General features: G+C 64.1%; 1 protein-coding gene. It reads left to right on the top strand.

The features are described from left to right. Window positions 1-19: 19 nt before the first annotated feature. On the top strand, window positions 20-696 hold a 677-nt coding region (locus A5673_RS02300), incomplete at its 3' end, for a cyclopropane mycolic acid synthase family methyltransferase (RefSeq protein WP_082958506.1).

Consider the following 696-nt stretch of genomic DNA (forward strand, 5'->3'; position numbering starts at 1 on the left):
TTACGAAGAGTCGCAATCGATCTATGACGTTTCAGACGAGTTCTTCGCGCTCTTCCTAGACCCGACGATGGGGTACAGCTGCGCATACTTCGAGCGCGACGACATGACGCTCGAGGAAGCCCAGTTCGCCAAGATCGACCTGTCACTGGGGAAGCTCGGGCTCGAGCCGGGCATGACGCTGCTCGACATCGGCTGCGGCTGGGGTGCCACGATGCGCCGCGCCATCGAGAAGTACGACGTGAACGTCGTCGGCCTGACGCTGTCGGAGAACCAGGCCGACCACGTGCAGAAGATGTTCGACCAGATGGACACGAACCGCTCGACGCGGGTGCTGCTGGAGGGCTGGGAGAAGTTCGACGAGCCGGTGGACCGCATCGTCTCCATCGGCGCCTTCGAGCACTTCGGCCGCCAGCGCTGGGGCCACTTCTTCAAGATGGCCTACCGGGTGCTGCCGGCCGAGGGCGTCATGATGCTGCACACCATCACGCGTCCCACGTTCAAAGAGGCCAGGGCGCAGGGCAATCCGCTCACCCACGAAGTGGTCCACTTCACCCAGTTCATCCTGGCCGAGATCTTCCCGGGCGGCTGGCTACCGACGATCCCGTCGGTCGAGGAGCACGCGGAGGAGGTCGGCTTCAAGATCACGCGCACCCAGTCGCTGCGGCTGCACTACGCGACGACCCTCGAAACGTGGGC

This window comes from Mycobacterium sp. E3198, assembly GCF_001667015.1.
In the GTDB taxonomy this organism is placed as follows: Bacteria; Actinomycetota; Actinomycetes; order Mycobacteriales; family Mycobacteriaceae; genus Mycobacterium.